Source organism: Burkholderia sp. AU30198, assembly GCF_020419825.1.
Lineage (GTDB): Bacteria > Pseudomonadota > Gammaproteobacteria > Burkholderiales > Burkholderiaceae > Burkholderia.
The window spans coordinates 1-16,602 of the sequence record NZ_JAIZSA010000015.1 but is presented as its reverse complement, the minus strand read 5'-3'; the positions used below and the strand labels follow the sequence as shown (position 1 = coordinate 16,602).

Annotated in this window: 16 protein-coding genes and 1 pseudogene; 5 read left to right on the top strand and 12 right to left on the bottom strand. The window is 68.5% G+C overall.

Annotation, left to right across the window (positions count from 1 at the left end):
- Positions 1–13: 13 nt before the first annotated feature.
- The 8 genes from LGN19_RS27930 to LGN19_RS27895 all read right to left on the bottom strand — a co-directional run bounded on the left by LGN19_RS27930 (position 14) and on the right by LGN19_RS27895 (position 7,280).
- A complete protein-coding gene (locus tag LGN19_RS27930) occupies positions 14–535 on the bottom strand; it encodes a PTS sugar transporter subunit IIA (protein WP_226218296.1) in 522 nt (173 codons plus the stop codon).
- A gap of 139 nt (positions 536–674) precedes the next feature.
- Positions 675–893, bottom strand: a complete 219-nt coding sequence (locus tag LGN19_RS27925; RefSeq protein WP_226218294.1) for a hypothetical protein — start codon at positions 891–893, stop codon at positions 675–677.
- Positions 894–951: 58 nt separating this feature from the next.
- Complete coding sequence (locus tag LGN19_RS27920; RefSeq protein ID WP_226218291.1) at positions 952–1,323, bottom strand: DUF6697 family protein; 372 nt, start codon at positions 1,321–1,323, stop codon at positions 952–954.
- 441 nt (positions 1,324–1,764) lie between these two features.
- Positions 1,765–3,057, bottom strand: a complete 1,293-nt coding sequence (locus tag LGN19_RS27915; protein ID WP_226218289.1) for a hypothetical protein — start codon at positions 3,055–3,057, stop codon at positions 1,765–1,767.
- Between the two features lie 58 nt (positions 3,058–3,115).
- Complete coding sequence (locus LGN19_RS27910) at positions 3,116–3,730, bottom strand: LysE family translocator (RefSeq protein ID WP_122948844.1); 615 nt, start codon at positions 3,728–3,730, stop codon at positions 3,116–3,118.
- Positions 3,731–3,910: 180 nt separating this feature from the next.
- Positions 3,911–5,551, bottom strand: a complete 1,641-nt coding sequence (groL, locus tag LGN19_RS27905) for a chaperonin GroEL (protein ID WP_226218287.1) — start codon at positions 5,549–5,551, stop codon at positions 3,911–3,913.
- A gap of 12 nt (positions 5,552–5,563) precedes the next feature.
- The gene (locus tag LGN19_RS27900) at positions 5,564–5,854 is read right to left on the bottom strand and encodes a co-chaperone GroES (RefSeq protein WP_011356207.1); all 291 of its coding nucleotides are present in this window, start codon (positions 5,852–5,854) and stop codon (positions 5,564–5,566) included.
- A 142-nt stretch (positions 5,855–5,996) separates the two neighbouring features.
- Positions 5,997–7,280, bottom strand: a complete 1,284-nt coding sequence (locus LGN19_RS27895; RefSeq protein WP_226218285.1) for an alpha/beta fold hydrolase — start codon at positions 7,278–7,280, stop codon at positions 5,997–5,999.
- 387 nt (positions 7,281–7,667) lie between these two features.
- Here LGN19_RS27895 and LGN19_RS27890 point away from each other — a divergent pair, with 387 nt between their 5' ends.
- Positions 7,668–8,348 carry a class II aldolase/adducin family protein gene (locus tag LGN19_RS27890; RefSeq protein ID WP_174963376.1) on the top strand — a complete coding sequence of 227 codons (681 nt, stop codon included), beginning with the start codon at positions 7,668–7,670 and terminating at the stop codon, positions 8,346–8,348.
- 120 nt (positions 8,349–8,468) lie between these two features.
- A complete protein-coding gene (locus tag LGN19_RS27885) occupies positions 8,469–9,587 on the top strand; it encodes a sigma-54 interaction domain-containing protein (RefSeq protein ID WP_226218283.1) in 1,119 nt (372 codons plus the stop codon).
- On the opposite strand, the gene LGN19_RS27880 is transcribed toward LGN19_RS27885, so the two are convergent.
- Genes LGN19_RS27880 through LGN19_RS27865 form a run of 4 tightly spaced genes read right to left on the bottom strand, consistent with a single transcriptional unit; the run spans position 9,578 to position 13,412 of the window.
- A complete protein-coding gene (locus tag LGN19_RS27880; RefSeq protein WP_226218280.1) occupies positions 9,578–10,366 on the bottom strand; it encodes an ABC transporter permease in 789 nt (262 codons plus the stop codon). The genes LGN19_RS27885 and LGN19_RS27880 overlap by 10 nt on opposite strands.
- A 16-nt stretch (positions 10,367–10,382) precedes the next feature.
- Positions 10,383–11,198 (bottom strand): ABC transporter permease, encoded by an 816-nt coding sequence (locus tag LGN19_RS27875; RefSeq protein ID WP_226218278.1) that lies wholly within the window; start codon positions 11,196–11,198, stop codon positions 10,383–10,385.
- Entirely contained in the window at positions 11,198–12,304 is a 1,107-nt protein-coding gene (locus LGN19_RS27870; protein ID WP_226218277.1) for a PhnD/SsuA/transferrin family substrate-binding protein, read from the bottom strand. The genes LGN19_RS27875 and LGN19_RS27870 overlap by 1 nt, the downstream gene beginning before the upstream one ends.
- 31 nt (positions 12,305–12,335) lie before the next feature.
- Positions 12,336–13,412 carry an ABC transporter substrate-binding protein gene (locus LGN19_RS27865; RefSeq protein WP_226218274.1) on the bottom strand — a complete coding sequence of 359 codons (1,077 nt, stop codon included), beginning with the start codon at positions 13,410–13,412 and terminating at the stop codon, positions 12,336–12,338.
- A gap of 455 nt (positions 13,413–13,867) precedes the next feature.
- Here LGN19_RS27865 and LGN19_RS27860 point away from each other — a divergent pair, with 455 nt between their 5' ends.
- The 3 genes and pseudogenes from LGN19_RS27860 to LGN19_RS27850 all read left to right on the top strand — a co-directional run.
- Positions 13,868–15,040 carry an LLM class flavin-dependent oxidoreductase gene (locus tag LGN19_RS27860; protein WP_226218271.1) on the top strand — a complete coding sequence of 391 codons (1,173 nt, stop codon included), beginning with the start codon at positions 13,868–13,870 and terminating at the stop codon, positions 15,038–15,040.
- A 50-nt stretch (positions 15,041–15,090) separates the two neighbouring features.
- A complete protein-coding gene (locus tag LGN19_RS27855) occupies positions 15,091–16,137 on the top strand; it encodes an ABC transporter substrate-binding protein (protein WP_175219290.1) in 1,047 nt (348 codons plus the stop codon).
- Positions 16,138–16,170: 33 nt separating this feature from the next.
- Positions 16,171–16,602: pseudogene (locus LGN19_RS27850) on the top strand (energy transducer TonB); the annotation flags it as partial.

Genomic DNA, 16,602 nt, shown 5'->3' with positions numbered 1-16,602 from the left:
GCACGGTGCGGCATCAATGCGTGCGTTGCATCAGCTGGTGAATCTCGTCGGGCGTCTGCGCGTCGCGCGAGGCCTGCCGGAACGAGCGTTCGCTGAAACACCGCGCCGCGTCGGCGAGCAGTTCGAGGTGTGCGCGATCGTCTTGTTTCGGCAGGACCAGCACGATGAATTCGTGCACGGGCTTGCTGTCCGGTGCGTTGAAGGTGAACGGATACTGCGCGCGGACGAACAGCGCGACGGCCGAGCGGAAACCGTCGACGCGCGCATGCGGAATCGCGACGCCCTGGCCGAGGCCGGTCGAGCCGAGCTGTTCGCGCTTGATCAGTTCGGTCCTGATCCGTTCCGCGGCGACACCACTGCTGCGCTCGATATGTCGCGCGACGAGGTCGAACAACTGGATCGCGCTTTCGACCGGCACGTCGAGCAGGATGTTGTCCGTTGGGCAGGCGTCGGCCAGCCGGGTCGCGAACGGTGCACCGCCGCGTCGGTAGGGAAGGTCGGGTTGGCCGCCAGCGGCGGCCTGCTGCGTTTGCATGCGGATCTCTCCGTGTCGGGATGACAGGGAAATCCTAGACAAAACCGCGTAAAGACGGTGTCAGATACGCGGGGGCCCGGCATTAAAATTGTGTATCGATTGCGTCGCGGCGTGCGCGACGCGTTCGATACGCACCGCTTCAGGTACCCGACAGGACGAACGGCAGCGTCGTCAGCAGAAAGACCGAAATGCCGACCACCGGTGCGCCGAACGCGATCGCCGCGAACGCCACCACGGCGCTGGTCAGCACGAGCGTTCTCGACACCCGTCGGTGCCGGTCGTGTGCAGCCGCCCTGTCATCGCGGATTGCATCGGTCCGCGCACCGATCACGTGTTTCCAGAACGTCAGGCCAAGCATGAGTGCTCCTGTATGAAAGATGACCGGGACGGGGCGCGCGATGCGCCCCGCGTGTGTTTCAGCAGCGCTCGAGCTTGAGCACGCGCGAGATCTGTCCGGGCGTGAAGCTGCTGTTGCGCACGTATGGCGCGCAGTCGAGCGGTGCGGTGAGCGATTCGCTGACGACGTACTGGCCGACGAAGCGGTATGCGTCGGTTGCCATGCGGATGAACACCGGAATCGCATCGCGTTGCACGGCGAGCGTCCTGCCGGCCGCTCGCGCGGACGCGCTGCCGTCGCAGAGGATCACGTCGGGCGCGTGCGGGTTGAGGTCCGTGCGCAGGCAGGCGGCCACGACCTTGCCGTTTTTCGTCGGCAGGAAGGCCTGCTTGCTGCCGCCACAGGCGGTATGGATGAATTCGCGGGTGTACTGCTTGTCGATCTCGAACATGACCGGGCTCCGGTATCGGAAACTTCCGTTGGTTAAATCAGGTATGCAAAGTAATTCGACCGGATCGGCATGTCGGATACGGGCAGGCCAATCGATCGTTGCCGGGGCGGCGGATCGATGGCGCGTCGTGGCACGGGATTGTCCGCCCGAATACGCTTGCTCGCACGATGCGCGATCAACGCATCGACGTCGTGTTCAAGCGTGCACGGGGATGACTACGGCGCGCACCGTCCGCCTGCTGGCAGGACGGTGGCTCGGGAACAGAGAGACGCAGGCGTCCTGCCTGTCAGGCAGAAAAGCAACTCGGAGGGCGAGGACTTCGGATGCGCATGTGCGTACTCGGTGATGGATGGATTGCGAACACATTCTAGTGAACGCATGCGCGGGCGCAAGTAAAAAGGTCGTAAAGGTTGCGTGGTCCGTGCGGGATCGCGCCGTGTACTACGTGCACTGCCAGAGATGCGCGCTGGTGCGGCATGGCGCGCACCAGAACGTGTAGTTTGCGCCGCCGCTGCCCCACAGCCATTCGCTGCCGTCCGTTTGCGGAAGGCCGGAATCGAGCTGCATGACGAATGACATCATGCGGCCGCAATCCGGGCAGTCGGGATACCACGCGGACTGTACCCACGACGGTGCGCCGCCGACACGACTCAGGTTCTGCCGGCTGTTCGACAGGCCCCATTCCTGCCGCGTCCAGCGTGCGGGTGCGGCGAAGAGTGCAACGTCGGCCTCCACGAACGGGGCCGCCGTATATTCCGGCTGGATGGCGGCGTCGCGTTGCTGCGACGGGTGCGCACAGGCGTTGCCGGCGTCGTCGTGGCGGTGGAATATCGGGCCGTCGCTCTCCCAGCCGACACACGACAGGCAGGTGTCGAACGACACGGGCGTTGAGCTGTCGATGCCCGCTTCAGCGGGTTGGGGCAGTGTCAGCAACCGATGCAGTGGCGCGTGACACAGGCCGCATCGATGCGACGATACGCCGCCAAAGCGCGCGTCCAGTCGATGCGAATCGCCGGCGCGCCAGGTTGCATGATGCGCGAGAACCCCGCGTTGCCATTTCGGCTGGGCGCGGAGTATCGGTGCGCCCAGCGTCGGCCCGAAGTCGATATGCAGCGGCGTTTCGCCGTGCAATGCGCGCAATGTGTCGTGTTCCTGAGCGTAGCCGGCGGACATGAGCCGGTTGGCGCGCGTCCCGGGATCGTCCGGAAACAACCACGCTGCCGCGTCGCGAACGGCGGCAGGCTGTCGCGAATGGAGCAGCGCGACGGCACGTGCATGCGCTGCCTTGCTGCCGGAAGGGACGTCGGCAAGCCGGCCGCGCCATCGTTCGACCGTCGCCGGATCGAGCATCCGCCACACGTTGTCCTCGAGGTACACGCTCGGCGACTGCTTCGTGGTGGAAACGTCAAGGAGCATGTCCCAGTGACCGGAAAACATCTGCGGTGTCTGGGTTGCCACGCTCGACAACACGCTCGCAAGCCGTTCGTTCCAAGCGCCGTTGCGGATGTCTTGCCACGCTTCGGTGGCGACCTTCGCGAAAGCCGTGTCGTCCATCAGATCGAGCGCGGCGTCGAGGAACGTCGCGTGCGGGAACACGCGATCGAACGATGCGATCACGAGGTCGGCGAGTGCCGCCGGGTCGTCGTGCCGCAGCGCCAGCATCTGCGACATCGGATCGTTGTCGGTCCAGCCGAGGCGTTCGTAGTCGTCGAGAATGGTTTGTATGGTCGGCATGGTGGGGCGTGGTGGCGGTTCGAAACGTGAGTGCCTGCGTGTGCGGAAACGCAGCGGATCAGCGTCCGGCGAGCATCCGCCCGCCGACCCCCATCAGCAGCAGGCCGGCCGTCGTATCGAGCACGGCCTTGCGACGAACCAGCAGCGCGCGCACCGACGGGTGCGACGCGAGCAGCGCCATCGTGCAGTACCACGCGGCCGAGATTGCCACCGACAGCGCGACGACCGCGAGATCGAGCCAGGCCGGCGCATGGGCCGGCACCATCAGCGCGAAGATGCTCCCGTAGAACGCGACCGATTTCGGATTCGTCATGCTGACGACATAGCCCTTCCTCGCGGCGTGCCAGTCGGACGCGGCGGCCGGCGCGGCAACGGGCAACGGCTTGCGCGCGGTCACGATCATTTTCAGGCCGAGCCAGATCAGGTACGCGGCGCCCGCCAGCCGCAGCGCCGTGTGCACCCATGCGACATGCGTGACGAGCAGGCTCAGCCCGGCGATCGCGATCGCCGCCCAGGTGCCGGACGCGGCGGCCAGGCCCAGGCCCGTCATCACGCCGGCGCGGCGCGACGCGACCGCGGTCGACGTGACGATCACGAAGTTCGGGCCGGGGCTGGCGACGCTCAGCAAGAGGACGCCGGCAAGCGGCAGCAAGGTGTTGACGGTGGTCGACATGGCGTGGAAGGCAGCGCGACGGGACGGGCGTTCATCTTACCCGAGCGCGCTGGCGGGCCGGCACGCCGCTCTTTTTCGCCAATCGAACGCAAAAAAGCGCGTGACGACTTTCATCGCCACGCGCAGTGGGAGTCTGCAAGGTCGCGCGCGTGCCGGCGAACCGGCACACGCGCCACACCGTCAGAAATCGAACCCGGGCCCGCCCGCACCCGGGCCGCCAGGTGCCGCCGCCGGCGCCGCATCCTTCGGCGCTTCGAACACGGTCGCATCTGTCGTCAGCAGCAGCCCCGCGACCGACGCCGCGTTCTGCAGTGCCGTGCGCGTGACCTTGGTCGGATCGAGCACGCCCGATTCGACGAGGTCGCCGTATTCGCCGGTCTGCGCGTTGTACCCGAAGTTGCCCGAGCCTTCGGCCACCTTCGCGACGACCACACTCGCTTCCTCGCCCGCGTTCGTGACGATCTGGCGCAGCGGTTCCTCGAGTGCGCGCAGCACGATCTTGATGCCCGCGTTCTGGTCGGCATTCGCGCCCTGCAGTTCGCGGATCGCCTGCCGCACGCGGATCAGCGCGACGCCGCCGCCCGGCACGATGCCTTCCTCGACGGCCGCGCGCGTGGCGTGCAGCGCGTCGTCGACGCGATCCTTCTTCTCCTTCACCTCGATCTCGGTCGCGCCGCCGACCTTGATCACCGCCACACCGCCCGCGAGCTTCGCGACGCGTTCCTGCAGCTTTTCACGGTCGTAGTCCGACGTGGCTTCTTCGATCTGCACGCGAATCTGCTTCACGCGCGCTTCGATGTTCTTCGCATCGCCCGCGCCGTCGATCACGGTCGTGTTTTCCTTGCCGACCTCGATGCGCTTCGCCTGGCCGAGTTCGGCGAGCGTTGCCTTTTCGAGCGTCAGGCCCGTTTCCTCGGCGATCACCTGCCCGCCGGTGAGGATCGCGATGTCCTCGAGGAGTGCCTTGCGGCGGTCGCCGAAGCCCGGCGCCTTCACGGCCACCGTCTTCAGGATCCCGCGGATGTTGTTCACGACCAGCGTCGCGAGCGCTTCTCCTTCGACATCTTCCGCGATGATCAGCAGCGGCCGGCCCGACTTCGCGACCTGTTCGAGCACCGGCAGCAGGTCGCGGATGTTCGAGATCTTCTTGTCGTGCAGCAGGATGTACGGGCTTTCGATCTCGGCGATCTGCTTCTCGGGATTGTTGATGAAGTACGGCGACAGGTAGCCGCGATCGAACTGCAGCCCCTCGACGACATCGAGTTCATCCGCGAGCGACTTGCCGTCCTCGACGGTGATCACGCCTTCCTTGCCCACGCGGTCGATCGCTTCCGCGATGCGCTGGCCGATCGATTCCTCGCCGTTCGCGGAGATCGTCGCGACCTGCGCGATTTCCTTGCTCGTGGTGGTCGGTCGGCTGATCTTCTTCAGCTCGTCGACGGCCGCGGCGACGGCCTTGTCGATGCCGCGCTTCAGGTCGAGCGGATTGAGCCCGGCCGCGACGTATTTCTGGCCTTCACGGACGATCGCCTGCGCGAGCACGGTGGCCGTCGTGGTGCCGTCGCCGGCCGCATCGCTGGTGCGCGACGCGACTTCCTTCACGAGCTGTGCGCCGATGTTCTGCAGCTTGTCCGCGAGTTCGATTTCTTTCGCGACCGACACGCCGTCCTTCGTGACGATGGGTGCGCCGAAGCTGCGTTCGAGCACGACGTTGCGGCCCTTCGGCCCGAGCGTGACCTTCACCGCGTTCGCAAGAATGTTCACGCCTTCGGTCAGCTTCGACCGTGCGACGTCGCTGAAAATGATTTCCTTCGCTGCCATGATTGCGCTCCGTTATTGATTGACGACCGCGACGATGTCTTCCTCGCGCAGTACGAGAAACTCGTTGCCGTCCACCTTGACGGCCTGGCCCGCGTACTTGCCGAACAGCACGCGCTCGCCGACCTGCAGGTCGGGCACGATGCGCTGGCCGTCCGCATCCTTGCGGCCGGGGCCGACGGCGATCACTTCACCCTGGTCGGGCTTTTCCGCGGCGCTGTCGGGGATTACGATGCCCGACGCGGTGGTGGTTTCCTGGTCGAGTCGCTTCACGATCACGCGGTCGTGCAAGGGGCGTAGGCTCATTGGTTCGTCCTGTGCTGGTCTGTCGAAATTGGCTGGCACTCTTTTGCAGAGAGTGCTGACGAGTATAAAAATGCGCGGCGGCGCGATCCAATAACGGATTCGGAAATGCATTCGCGCCGTCGTGCAAAGCGCGCAGTGCCGGCTATTGCGACACGGCCTGCTGCGCGGTGGGCGTGCAGATCGGGTGGATTGTCTCGCCGGCGAGCACGCGCTTCACGAACGGAATCGAATCGGCGAGCGACGCGTTCACGGTGCCGTTGTGCTCACGGCCCGCATACAGGTGCGCCTCGACGGTCGTGCCGGCCGCGCATGCGTCCTTCGCGAGCGCGAGTTCGAGCGGCGCGAGCCCGTCGTCCGCGCCCGCACCGATGAAGACGGGCGTGGCGATCTTCAGCGTCGGGTATTTGAGGTACTCATCCCACCATGTCTTCAGCCGCGCATCGCCGCCGGGCTTCACGGTGTTTGCGTGCGTGAGGTGCGCGAGCGCCGTGTCGTCCTCGAGCGACGCGAGGCAACTGATACGCGCCTGTTCGAGGATCGGCAACGCCTGCTCGGTCAGCACCTCGTCCGCGCGCAGCGACGGGTCGATCTGCTGCGCGGAGAGCACCGAGTAGAACTGATACGCGAGCGTCGGATCGACGCGCTCGGGATCGCGCCGGTAGGCGCTCTCGAACTTCGGCAGCGACGCGAGCGTGGCCGGCGATGCGTTGTAGATCGTGCCGGTGGCAACGGTCGCGCGGATCGCGAGTTCGGGCGCATAGACGGGCGCGTAGCCGGCCGCCGCGAACACGGCCGAGCCGCCTTGCGACTGACCGACGAGCACGACTTCGTTCGCGAGGCCCGGTACGCCGCCGAGCACCGCGCGCACGCTGTCGAGCAACGTGTAGCTGTTCGAGCGGTTGTTGAGCTGCGGATTCGGGCCGGGCGTGCCGAGCCCCTGATAGTCGGTCGCGACGACCGCGAACCCTTGTTGAAGCCATGCGTTCAGGTAGCGCACGTCGCGATACGAGCGGCCGAACCACGAAGGCGCGCAGATGTCGGCCATCCCGAACGTGCCGTGCGCCCACGCGACGATCGGCCAGCCGCCCGCCGGCGGCGTGCCGCGCGGCACGAACAGCGCACCCGACACGGCGATCGGCGTGCGGCCGCCGACACCGTCGGTCGACGCATACAGGATGCGCAACTGGCGCCCGGCGCTCGCGAGCCCGAGCGTCGCCGGAAGCGGCTCGGTGCGCAGCAGCGCGCCAGGCGTCGCCGGAATGTCGCGGTCCCACGTGTAGAACGCGGACACGCGGCCGTCGCCCTGCAGCGGGTCGGGCGCAGGAACGTGGCCGGGTGAAGCCGCGTGCGAGAGGAGAGACGCAACGGCGAGCGCCGAAGCCAGCAGCGTGCGCGCGGTGTAGCCGCGCAGGGGGAGAAGCGTCATGGTCGGATGGGTGTCGGTGAAGTCGGATCGGACGCGCCGGACAGTGCGCGGCGCGGGCCGACCACGACGCAAGTTTCGAACCAGTGCACGCGTTGCAGAGGCGGCGCACGGTGTGACCGGCCTCGCGTTGCGCGGCGGCCCGTCCGCGCATGCACCGGCTGCGTTTCGCGCAGCAATCCGGGCCGGCGTGCTGTTGCTCCCGCAACAGAAGCGCACGTGTGGAGCGTGCGGCGCGCGTTGCGCAACGCGCACGCACACCGTGGCGTGGGCTTTCGACGCGTGCCTGCGTGGCTGGCACGATTGCTGCTGATCCGGTGGCCGTGCGTCGCGGTGTTACGGCGTTGCGATGCGAGCCCAACCATCTACCCGATCAAGGAAACCGTCCTCATGTCCGTCACCTCAACCATCGACAGCGGCGAGCTCGTGGCATTCGTCGAGCGCGCCACGCGCGAATTCACGCAGGCCGAGCGCGTGCTGAAGGACACGCGCACGCTGTCCGCGACCAATACGTTCCAGGCGTTCCAGCGCGTGCCGGGCACGGAACTCGTCGTCGCGCTGTCGGCGCCGAGCCCGTGGGCCGCGTCGCAGGAGATCCAGCCCGTCGTCGTGACGTTCGACGGCGACGTGCTGCATGGCGACGCGCGCGCGGGCGGCAACGGGCCGCGCTATGCGGACGTGTTCCGTGAAGTACCGGAAGTCGGCGTCGTGATCCACGTGCACGGGCCGTACCTCGGCGCGTGGGCGAGTGCGCATCGTCCGCTGCCGATCCGCTATGCGCCGGCCGCGCGCTACACGCGTGCCCGCGAGATTCCGGTGTATGTCGATCGCCGTCCCGGCGAGCCGCGCTTCATCGTCGATACGATCCGCCGCGATCCCGAGGTACCGGCGATCATCGAGGCGAACGGCGGCGCGACCTTCTGGGGCAAATCGATCCTCGATGTGTCGAAGTACATCCTGATCCTCGAGGAAGCCGCGTATTTCCAGGCGCTCGCGGAACCGCTCGGCGGCTCGCTCGAATTCGGCCCGGGCGCGCTCGAGCAGCAATGGAAGATGACCGGCCTCGCGTGATGCCGCGCGGCGGCCGGCGCAATCCGGCCGCCGTCATACCGATAGCTCGATGAATTGGTTCGTGGCCGGCGCGCGCCTTGCTATCGTCAAACCTTTCCCGTTCAACACGCCGGTCGTGCCATGGCCATCTTCAGCTTGCCGGACCCGACTTCGCATGCGATCACGATTCGTGCGAAGGCGCTGACCTTCGACGATCCCAAATCGCGGGTGCTGCTCGAACGCATCCAGCTCGTCGCGCCAAGCGACGCGACCGTACTCGTCACCGGCGAGAGCGGCACCGGCAAGGAGCTGATCGCGCGCCTCGTGCATTCGCTGAGCGAGCGCCACGACGGCCCGTTCGTCGCGGTCAACTGCGGCGCATTCTCCGAGACGCTGATCGAAAGCGAGCTGTTCGGCCACGAGCGCGGCGCGTTTACCGGCGCGATCAACAGCCAGCCCGGCTGGTTCGAATCCGCGAATCGCGGCACGCTGTTTCTCGACGAGGTGGGCGACCTGCCGCTGTCCGCGCAGGTGAAGCTGCTGCGCGTGTTGCAGGAGCGCGAAGTGACGCCGGTCGGCTCGCGCAAGACCGTGAAGATCGACGTGCGGCTCGTCGCGGCAACCAACGTGAATCTCGAAGCCGCGGTGCGCGCAGGCAATTTCCGCGAGGATCTTTACTACCGGCTCAACGTCGTGAAGCTGAGCCTGCTGCCGTTGCGCGAGCGGCCCGGCGACATTACGCCGCTGATCGAGCACTTCATCGACACCTATGCGAAGCGGCTGCGGGTGGCCGCGCCGACGCTGACGGACGCCGCGCGCGGCCGGCTGCATGCGCACGCGTGGCCCGGCAACATTCGCGAACTCGAGAACGTGATCCACCACGCGATGCTGATCTGCGCCGGCGGCGCGATCGACGTGGGCGACCTGCAGTTCTCCGCGCTGTCGCTCGCGTCCGATGCCGGCGATCCGCGCACCACGGCGGCGGCACCGCCGCGCCGTGCGCGCGATGTGGCCGAAGCGACCGATGCGCTGCGCCACGCGGTGATCGAGCTGCTGGATCTCGGCACGCCGGCGCTCTGGCAGCACATCGAGGACACCGTCTACCGCAGCGTGTTCGACTACAGCGACCATAACCAGCTGCGCATGTCGCGCCTGCTCGACCAGTCGCGCAACATCGTGCGCGCGCGGCTCGCGCAGCTTGGCATCCTGAAGCCGCGCGACGCGGGCGACGCCGACGCGCGGCTGCGCCGTCAGGCGTGATCGCGCCGGCGCAGCGCGCGCTGCGCGATCCGCTCGCATAGCGCACTCATGCCGACGGCGAGCGCCGTCACGCCCAGCACGCAGACCAGCAACACGTCGGCGCGTGCGCCCGCCTGCGCGTTCTGCATCAGGCTGCCGACCCCCGCGCCCGCATTGAACAGCAGCTCGCTGCTGGTCGCGGTGATCCACGCGAACGGCACGGCCTGCAACACGCCCGCGAACAGGTCGGGCAACGCGCCCGGGATCAGCACGTCGCGCCACAGGCCGATGCGCGTCAGGCGATACGACTGCGCGAGTTCGACGTAGCGCGGATCGACGCGGCGCAGCCCGTCGAAGCTGGCGGTGGTCATCGGGTAGAACGCGGCGAGCGCGATGATGAAGACCTTTGCGAATTCGCCGGTGCCGGCCCATAAACTCAACAGCGGAATCAGTCCGAGCAGCGGCACGTAGCGCAGCGCCTGGAACGCCGGTTCGCCGAGCTTGCGCGCAAGCGTCGAGCGCGCCATCGCAGCGCCGAACACGAGCCCGAACGCGACACCGGCTACCAGGCCGACTGTCGTGCGGCGCAGGCTCGCGCCGAGATCGGTCGCGAGTTCGCCGCTGCGTGCGAGTTCGACGAGTGCGGCGCCAACCTGCTGCAACGGCACGAACGCGTATTGATGGGCCGCATCGCCGGACGACGCGTATTGCCACGCGGCGACCAGCAGGGCCGGCACGACGAGGCCGCGCGCACGACGGCGCAGCGCGGCGATCGAGAAGGGGGGCTTGGCGAGGGTCATTCAGAAACCTGTCCGTTCAGCGCGCGGGCGTCTGCCAGCGCAATGCGTAGCGTTGCACGAGTGCGATCGACCGGTCGATCGCGAAGCCGATCAGCCCGATCACCGCGACGTCGATGAGCACGACGTCGAGCCGCAGCATCTGCCGCGCCAGTTCCATCATCTGGCCGATCCCGCTGTCGGCGCTGAGCAGCTCGACCGCGACGAGCGCGAGCCACGCGCGCGCGAGTGCGATCCGCACGCCGGTCAGCAGCGGCGGCAACGCGGCCGGCAGCAGCACGTCGCGCAGCAGCGCGAAGCGGCCGAGCCCGTAGTGCCGCGCCATCTCGACGAGGTCGCGCGGCGCGTCGTGCACGCCCGTGTACGCGGCCAGCGCGACCGGAAAGAACACGGCCTTGCCGACGACGACGAGCTTCAGCGGCTCGTCGACGCCGATCAGCAGGATCAGCAGCGGAATCAGCGTGAGCGTCGGCACCTGCCGCAGCAGGTCGAACGTCGGCCGCAGGTAGTCGGCGAACAGCCGGTTGCGCGCAAGCAGGATGCCGAACGCGGCGCCGCCGGTCGCGCCGATCGCGAAGCCGAGCGCGAGGCGATGCAGCGTGATCAGCAGGTTGTCGCGCAGTTCGCCGGTGTCGAGCAGCGTGCGCAGCGTTGCCGAGAGCCGTTCGGGCGGCACGACGAGCTGCGGCGGGAACCAGCGCTGCGCGCTCGCGAGCCACCACAGCGCGACGAACGTGACGGGCGTGGCCCACCACAGCGCGAGCCCGCCGAGCCGTGCAATGCCGGGCAGACGGAGCGCGCGCGTGCCGTTCGACGCGAGGGCATGCATCGGCATCAACGGCTCGCGACGCGCGCCGCGTCGGCACGCCAGTAGCCGTCGAGCCCGAGCTGCTTGAGCGCGGTCGACACGAACGTCGGCGCGAGCAGCGCGTTCACGTCGACCGGCGTGGACGTCAGGCCGGCCTGGCGGCTGTACGCGATGACGTCGCGGTAGTGGCCGGTCAGCGCGGGCGTGAAGAGCGGTGTCCATTGCTCCTTCCACGGTGTCGCCTCATCCGCGTATTCGCGGCGCACGACGCTTTCCGGCTGGCCGGACGCGCTCAGGATCTTCACGTACGCGTCGCGGTTCTGCGGCTGCGAGATCCAGTGCGCGGCACGCACGTAGGCCGTCGCGACGAGCTGCGTGATGTCGGGGTAGCGCCGCACGAAATCGTCGGACGCCCACAGTTCCGCGCGCATCTTCCAGTCGTCGGGCGCGGTCTTGGTCGACCAGATGATCTTTCCGACGTTCTTGTCGACGAGCGAATACGCGTCGGACAGCGTGAAGAAGCCGTCGACGCGGCCCGCCGCGACGGCTGCCGCACCGGCTTGCGGGTCGAGGTTGTAGATCTTGAAGTCGGACAGCTTCAGCCCGTTCTCGGCGAGCAGCTTGCTGAACGTGACTTCCCACGGCCGGCCGCGATTGAGCGCGATGCGCTTGCCTTTCAGATCGACGATCGACTTCGCGGTCGAGCCGGCCGGCACGACGAGATACGTGTTGCTGCCGACACCGCCCGGCACGATCAGGCGCGTGTGGGTGCCCGACGCGTTGACGACGACTGACGGCAGGTCACCGTAGCCCGCGAAATCGATGCTGCCGTTCGTGAACGCTTCGTTCACGAGCGTGCCGACCGCCGCGGTCGACACGGGCACCCATTGCAGCTTCACATGCCGCGCGGCGAGCGCCTTCTCGAGCGACTTGTCGGCGTCGATCAGCGCGGACGCGCCCGCGTATTGCGTCTTGCCGCCGCTCGAATAGGCGACGACGGCGATCCGCACGACCTTGGGCGCGTCGTCCGCATGCGCGGCCGATGTGGCGAGCGATGCCGTGGCGAACGGCAGCGCGGCGAACAGCGCGCGCAGCGAGCGACGCAGCGAGACGAGGGAGAGCGTGGGTTTCATGATGGTCCGGAACAGTAGGCGGAAAAGGGGCTCACGCGCGTTTCTGCAACGACGGCAGCAGCACGTCGGCGAGCGGGCGCGGGTCGATCCAGTCGGCGACGTCGAAGTCGGCTTCCAGAAAACCCTGGTCGTGCAGGAACGTCTTGAAGTCGTCGAGCGCGGCGACCGATTCGTCGTCGAGGTTGACGCCGAGATGCCGGTGCAGCTGGTTGCCGTACGCGGCACGGACCCAGTCGATCGACGACGCGGTTTCGCCGGCCACGTAGTGGGCGGTCTCGTCGGGATGCGTGCCGGCCCAGTCGCCGGCGGCGACCACGAGCTTCAGGAAGCCGGCGACGATGTCCGGATGGTTCGCGAGCACGTCGGCGTTGACGGTCAGCGGGCGCGGCGTGCCGTTGTTGTTGCGGATCGAGCGCTCCGGATGAAAGCCGATGTCGATCACGACGTGCGCGCCGATCAGCTGCGCGATCTCGAGGCCGGTCGAGCCCTTCACGTAGATCGCGTCGACCTCGCCGCGCAGCAGCGCGCCGGCTTCGGCCGCGTACAGCGCGCGGCTCGAGAAGCCGTGCGGCGACGCGAACAGGTCCGCCGCGCGCGCCGGCCCGACGGCCTGCAGCGTGCGTGCGCGCACGTCGACGCATTCGACGTCGCGCGTGGTCAGCCCGTCGAGGCTCAGCGCGTTGCTGAAGCCGCGCAGCGCCGACGCGCGAAAGATGTCGATGCGGTCGTCGGGGCGGCTCGGGATCGCGATGCGCCGCCCGCGCAATGCCTTCACGGAGCGGATGCCCGACTCGGGCCGCGCGAGGATCAACTGCGATTCGTCGACCCACGACAGCCCGATCACGCGCGTATTCGCGCCGTTCGAGCGCGCCCACATCGCGGGGATGCTGCCGCCCTGGCGGAACGACTGCGCGAGCGTGTGATCGCTGATCGACGACACGTCGTGCCGCGTGGCGCCGCGCGGCGAGCGGATCGCGACGCCGTCGGCCGACGTCTCGCCGTTGAGCCAGCCGAGATGCACGGCGATGCCGAGCGGGGTCGGCACGGGCGATCGGGCGTACCAGAACGTCTGCTGCTTGTCCGATGACGAATCGGGCCTGTCTGTCATGGGTGAGATTCCCTCTCTGCGTAAGCATGGTTGAAGCCCGGTCGCGCACGGTGTCGGTGTCGCACGCGCGGGCCAGTCAACGTTGCAAGTTCCGGGCCAGTGAGCGGAAACGGCGCGGTTGCACGCGGCGCGGGCATCGCGCGGGAGGCGCGACGCACGTGCCGATTCATCGCCTGTTGCGTCAGCAACAGTCGCGTCGGTCGCTGTTGCGCGAGCAGCAGCAGTGCGGCCGGTGCAGCAGCACGGGACGGGCCTGTCGAGACGTCGCCGGCAACCGCCAGCGGGTGCGATCCGACTGTTGCTGACGCCCGGTATGCAAGGCGCCGCGCGCGTTCGCCGGCGGCCACGCCCGCGCAGTGGCGAGTGCGCTGGCACACCGCGTGCTTTACAGCGCAGCACACGCGCGGCACGCCGATGCCGCACGCAATCCGAATGGCCCGACCAGGAGAACTCCGATGGCTGTTGAATTTCTGTGGCGCCTGCCGATGCATGGCGACGGCCGGCGCGCACACGACCTGCATACGCGCGGCGAATGGAACCGCCAGCGCGCATCGCGCGTCGCGCCGAAAGTCGACGATGACGATTTCGGCTACATCGACTATCTGTCGCAGGTCGCGCGTGCGGCCGACATCGCCGGCTTCCACGGCGCGCTGATTCCGATCTTCCGCTTCACCGAGGAACCGTGGGTCGTGGCTGCCGCGCTGGCGCGCGAGACGCGCCGGCTGCGGCTCCTGATCGCGCTGCAGCCGCATTTCGTGCATCCGGTCTACGCGGCGCAGATGGCCGCGAGCCTGCAGCGGATCAGCCGCGGCCGCGTCGAGTGGAATGTCGTCACGGGCGGCGGCGGCCCCGACCAGCGCGCGTACGGCGACTTCATCGATCACGACAGCCGCTATGCGCGCACCGACGAATTCCTCGATGTCGTGAAGGGCGTCGCGGCCGGCGAGCCGTTCACATTCGACGGCCGCTTTTACCGCGTCGAAGCAGGTGGCCTGCTGCCGCCGTTGAGCGGACAGAAGCCGCCGCGCATCTACCTGGCCGGTGCGAGCGACGCCGCGCTCGCGGTTGCCGCGAAGCATGGCGACGTGCACCTGAGCTGGGGCGAGCCGCTCGCGAAACAGAAGGAAGTGATCGATGCCGCGCGCCGCGCGCTCGATCGCCAGAACGCCGAGCGCGACCTGCGCTTCGGCATGCGCATCGACATCCTTGCGCGCGAGACCGAGGCGCAGGCGTGGGCCGAGTTGCGGCAGATGTTCGCGACGGTGGGCGACGCGACGCGCAACGGCTTCGGCGGGCGCGGCGAATCGTCGGAATCGGTCGGCGCGAAACGCCAGTTCGCGCTGCACCAGGGCCACACGCAGCACTTCGACGACCTGATCGTCGGCCCGAACCTGTGGGCCGGGATGTCGCAGATTCGCGGCGGCCCCGGCTGCGTGATCGTCGGCAGCCACGAGCAGGTGGCCGAGCGGCTCGCGGAATACGTCGACATCGGCGTCTCGACGTTCATTCTCGCGAGCAACCCGCATCTCGAAGAGGCGTACCGCGTGGGCGAGGAGGTGCTGCCGCTCGTCGACGGCGCGCTGAACGCGCGCGGCACGCAGGCGGCGCTGCGCGTGGCCGGCGCATGAGCGCGACGGCATTGCCGCGCCATCCAACGACATCGACAAGGACATTCACCATGACGACACTCGCTGCGCAGGCCACGGCCTGCGACGCACTCTGGTACACGCGCTGCCCGGTGCCGACCGCGCTCGGCATCGCCGTGCATCGCGGCTGGTTCGACGAGGAGTTCGGGCCGGAAGGTATCACGCTGAATTCGCTGCAGGAGACGGCCGACGCCGGCAAGCGCGAATCGCACTTCGATCACAGCCTGCCGCACTCGTTCCGGCAGGGCGGCAACATTCCCGCGCTGTGGGCGCGGGCACGCGGCGCTGACACACGCGTGATCGGCCTGTCGTGGACCAACGAATTCCAGGCGATCGTCACACTGCCCGATCGCGGCATCCGCTCGGTGCGCGATCTGCGCGGCCGGCGGCTCGGGTTGCCGCGCCATCCGATCAGCATCGACTTCTGGCGCGCAGCCGCGCTGAAAGGCTTCCTGAGTGCGCTCGAACTGGAAGGGCTCGGGCACGGCGACGCCGAATGGGTCGACCTGCCCGACGAACGCGAACGCCGCACCGGGCCCGCATCGTTTGCGCGTGGCCCGCACGAGTACGGGATCGAGATCGCGGCGCTCGTGCGCGGCGAGGTCGATGCGGTGTTCGTGAAAGGTGTCGAAGGGCTCGAAACCGTGCACCTGATCGACGCGCAGGTCGTCATCGATCTCGGCGCGCACCCCGATCCGCTCGTGCGGATCGGCAACGGCACGCCGCGCACGCTGACCGTCGACCGCGCACTGATCGACGCGCGCCCCGATCTCGTGAGCCGCTTCCTGTCGGTGGTGGTGGGGGCGGGCGACTGGGCCGCGCGCCACCCGGCCGAGACGGTCGCCTATATCGGCCGCGAAACGCGCGCGTCCGACGAGTGGGTGCGCTATGCGTACGGCGCGGACGTGCACCGCCATCTGGAGACGGGGCTCGCGCAGACGTCGATCGACGGGCTGGTCGCGTTCAAGGACTTCCTCGTCGAGTGGGGCTTTCTCGAACAGGATTTCGATGCGCGCGCCTGGATCGACCCGGCGCCGTTCACGCGCATCGACCGGCAACGCCATGCGTGGGTCGCGTAGCGCGCCGCGGCGCGTCATTGCAAGGAGTAGAGCATGACAGGTATGACGATCGATTACGGTGTGCCGCCCGCGCGCCGGCATGCGGCGCGCGCTGCGCCGCGTGCGGGTGCAAGCGGCGCGGCGGGCAGGGCGGCGGCGGTGGCGCGTCCGCCGTCCGCTTCGCCTTCGGCGCGGCCGGATGCGCCGAAGGCGAAGCCGCGCGGGTGGCGCGTCACGGGTGCGATTGCGCTGGCGGTCGCGGCGCTGCATGCGGGCGTCGCGTTGCTGGCCGCGCGCGCGCCCGCCGCACCGCCCGTGCAGCCGCCGCGGCCGCTGCCGATGACGGTCGAGCTGACGCGGCCGCCCGAACCGTTGCCGCAGGCCGCGCATCCGCCACCCCCGGTGGTGCCGCCGAAGCCGCTGAAGCAGGCGCCGACCCCGCCGAAGCCGCGTGCGGCCGTCGCGCACCCGGCGCCGGTGCCGGCC

Bases quoted from the DNA above. Each gene is read 5' to 3' on its own strand.
- LGN19_RS27875 (WP_226218278.1), bottom strand. From the start codon at position 11,198: ATGCCGATGCATGCCCTCGCGTCGAACGGCACGCGCGCGCTCCGTCTG.
- LGN19_RS27895 (WP_226218285.1), bottom strand. From the start codon at position 7,280: ATGACGCTTCTCCCCCTGCGCGGCTACACCGCGCGCACGCTGCTGGCT.
- LGN19_RS27920 (WP_226218291.1), bottom strand. From the start codon at position 1,323: ATGTTCGAGATCGACAAGCAGTACACCCGCGAATTCATCCATACCGCC.
- LGN19_RS27885 (WP_226218283.1), top strand. From the start codon at position 8,469: ATGGCCATCTTCAGCTTGCCGGACCCGACTTCGCATGCGATCACGATT.
- LGN19_RS27910 (WP_122948844.1), bottom strand. From the start codon at position 3,730: ATGTCGACCACCGTCAACACCTTGCTGCCGCTTGCCGGCGTCCTCTTG.
- groL (WP_226218287.1), bottom strand. From the start codon at position 5,551: ATGGCAGCGAAGGAAATCATTTTCAGCGACGTCGCACGGTCGAAGCTG.
- LGN19_RS27915 (WP_226218289.1), bottom strand. From the start codon at position 3,057: ATGCCGACCATACAAACCATTCTCGACGACTACGAACGCCTCGGCTGG.
- LGN19_RS27865 (WP_226218274.1), bottom strand. From the start codon at position 13,412: ATGACAGACAGGCCCGATTCGTCATCGGACAAGCAGCAGACGTTCTGG.
- LGN19_RS27890 (WP_174963376.1), top strand. From the start codon at position 7,668: ATGTCCGTCACCTCAACCATCGACAGCGGCGAGCTCGTGGCATTCGTC.
- LGN19_RS27860 (WP_226218271.1), top strand. From the start codon at position 13,868: ATGGCTGTTGAATTTCTGTGGCGCCTGCCGATGCATGGCGACGGCCGG.
- LGN19_RS27870 (WP_226218277.1), bottom strand. From the start codon at position 12,304: ATGAAACCCACGCTCTCCCTCGTCTCGCTGCGTCGCTCGCTGCGCGCG.
- LGN19_RS27880 (WP_226218280.1), bottom strand. From the start codon at position 10,366: ATGACCCTCGCCAAGCCCCCCTTCTCGATCGCCGCGCTGCGCCGTCGT.
- LGN19_RS27930 (WP_226218296.1), bottom strand. From the start codon at position 535: ATGCAAACGCAGCAGGCCGCCGCTGGCGGCCAACCCGACCTTCCCTAC.
- LGN19_RS27855 (WP_175219290.1), top strand. From the start codon at position 15,091: ATGACGACACTCGCTGCGCAGGCCACGGCCTGCGACGCACTCTGGTAC.
- LGN19_RS27925 (WP_226218294.1), bottom strand. From the start codon at position 893: ATGCTTGGCCTGACGTTCTGGAAACACGTGATCGGTGCGCGGACCGAT.
- LGN19_RS27900 (WP_011356207.1), bottom strand. From the start codon at position 5,854: ATGAGCCTACGCCCCTTGCACGACCGCGTGATCGTGAAGCGACTCGAC.